Raw genomic sequence first — 2,310 nt, 5'->3', positions numbered from 1 at the left:
CACCAGGGCGCCGGGCGGGTCGGCGGGCTGGGCGACGGGACCGGCGGGGTGCCAGGTCCTGCGGTACAGCGGCAGCCCGGCGGCGTCGTCCGGCCCGGCGGGGACGGGTGCGGGGGGTGCGGAGGCGGTGGGGGCGGCGAGCCAGGGGGACGACTCGGGCCCGGAGGGTGCGGGGCCTGCCGGGGTGGCAGGCCGAGGGGCCGACTCGGGCCCGGACGGTGCGGAGCCTGCCGGGGTGGCAGGCCGAGATGCCGACTCGGGCCCGGACGGTGCGGAGCCTGCCGGGGTCACAGGCCAAGGGGCCGACTCGGGCCCGGACAGTGCGGAGCCTGCCGGGGTCACAGGCCAAGATGCCGAGTCGGGCCCGGGGGACGTGGAAGCGGCCGTAGGGGCAGCGCCGTGAGCCGACTCCGGTGCCGGGGATGCCGAAGCGGCAGCAGTGGCGGGCCCGTAGGACGGCTCCGGTGCCGGGGATGCCGAAGCGGCAGGGGTGTCGGGCCGCTGGGACGGCTCCGGCAGCCAGCAGCGCATGCGGGCGAACGGGTAGGCGGGCAGCGGCACGATCCGCGGACGCCGTCCGGTGGGCGGTGCGATGCGGACCGGACGGCCGGTGACCCACTGGCGGGCGAGTTCCTCCGGGTCGCCGGCGGTCAGGGGTTCGGTGCGGGTCCGGTCCGAGGGTGCCCGGCCGCGGTGGACGGCGGCGGTCGGGTCGCCGTCGAGGTGGCGGCGCAGCCGGTCGGCCAGTTCGCCGACTCCGCGGACCACCAGCGCGGCGCGTTCCCGAAGGTGGTGGCGTCCTTCGGCGAGGGTGAAGGCGAGGTCGGCCAGGTCGGGGGCGGGATGGTCGCGCAGGCGGTCCAGCAGCCGGGTGACGACCTCGCGCAGCCGGTCCTCGTCGTAGGCGGAGAGCAGGACCGGCGTGGGGGCGGGCGGTGTGGGGTCCGCGGGGGCGTCGGGGGCCAGATGGGCCGGCGGTTCCTCCAGGACAACGTGCGCGAGGGTGCCGCCCGCGCCGAAGGAGCTGACCCCCGCCCGGCGGGGCGCGGTGCCGGGCGTGTCCCAGGGCTGGAGCGTGCGCTGGACGCGCAGCGGGGAGTGCTCCCAGTCGATGTCGGGGTTGAGTTCGTCGGCGTGCAGGGAGGGGACGAGGGTGCGGTGCGCGAACTGCAGCACCACCTTGGCCGCTCCGGCCAGCCCGGCCGACGCCTCGGCGTGCCCGATGTTGGACTTCACGGAGCCGATCGGCAGGGTGCCTCGGCCGCGGCCGTCCCCGGCGAAGATCCGGTGCAGACCGTCGGCCTCGATCGGGTCGCCGAGGGCCGTTCCGGCGCCGTGCGCCTCCAGGTAGCCGATGTCCGACGGGTTCAGGCCGGCGTCCGCCAGCGCCTGGCGGACCACCTCGGCCTGGGCGGTGGGGCTGGGCACGATCCAGCCGTTGGTGCGGCCGGCGTTGATGACGGCGGTGCCGGACACGAGGGCGTGGACCCGGTCGCCGGCGGCCTCGGCGGCGGACAGCGGTTTGAGGAGGAGCGCGCAGACGGCCTCGGCGGGCACCATGCCGTCGCCGCCGCGGCCGAAGCTGCGGCACAGGCGGTCGCCGGAGGCACCGCCGAGCCGGTCGATCTGGCGGAATTTGTTGGGGTGAAGGGACAGATTGGTCGCGGCGACCACGGCGGCCTCGCAGTCCCCCGCCCGCAGCGCACGGGCCGCGAGGTGCAGGGCGACCAGCGACGCGGAGCACATGGTGTCCACGGTCATGCTGGGGCCGTGCAGGTCGAAGGCGTACGACACCCGGTTGGCGATCCCGGCGACCGTGGAGCCGCTGTCGGCGGGCGGGCCGAGCAGGCTCTGCTCCACCCCGAAGTAGGGGTACTCGTTGTACATGGAGCCGACGTAGACGCCGACCCGGGAGTCGTGCGCGGCGCGCAGCCGGGCCGCGGGGTACCCGGCGTCGTCGAGGGCCTCCCAGACCACCTCCAGGCACAGCCGTTCCTGCGGGTCCATGAGGGCGGCGTGCCGGGGGGTGATACCGAGGAGCAGCGGGTCGAAGCGGTCCACGTCGGCGAGGTAGCCGCCGTGCATGAGGGAGGCGGGCCAGCCCGGCCGCAGGCGGTCCGGCGGGACGGGTCCGACGGCGCAGGTCCCGGTGCGCAGCAGGTCCCAGAACTCGGCCAGGGAGGCGGCCCCCGGGAAGCGGCCCGCGATCCCGACGACGGCCAGCGGCTCGGCGCGGTCGCCTGCCGGGACGGTCGGCGCGGGGGCCGGGGTGGGGGCCGGGGAGGACGCCGTGGCGCGGGGTGCGGCGGC

General features: G+C 77.1%; 1 protein-coding gene. It reads right to left on the bottom strand.

Translation table 11 applies throughout. From position 1 onward, the window contains the following. Positions 1-2,310: beta-ketoacyl synthase N-terminal-like domain-containing protein (locus tag G3I53_RS26740; protein ID WP_275406524.1), on the bottom strand; the 2,310-nt coding region annotated here is incomplete at both ends.

Origin of the sequence: Streptomyces sp. SID14436 (assembly GCF_010548465.1) — a bacterium.
Taxonomy (GTDB): domain Bacteria; phylum Actinomycetota; class Actinomycetes; order Streptomycetales; family Streptomycetaceae; genus Streptomyces.
The sequence above is the reverse complement of the archived record's forward strand: the minus strand, read 5'-3'. Positions and strand labels throughout refer to the sequence as shown.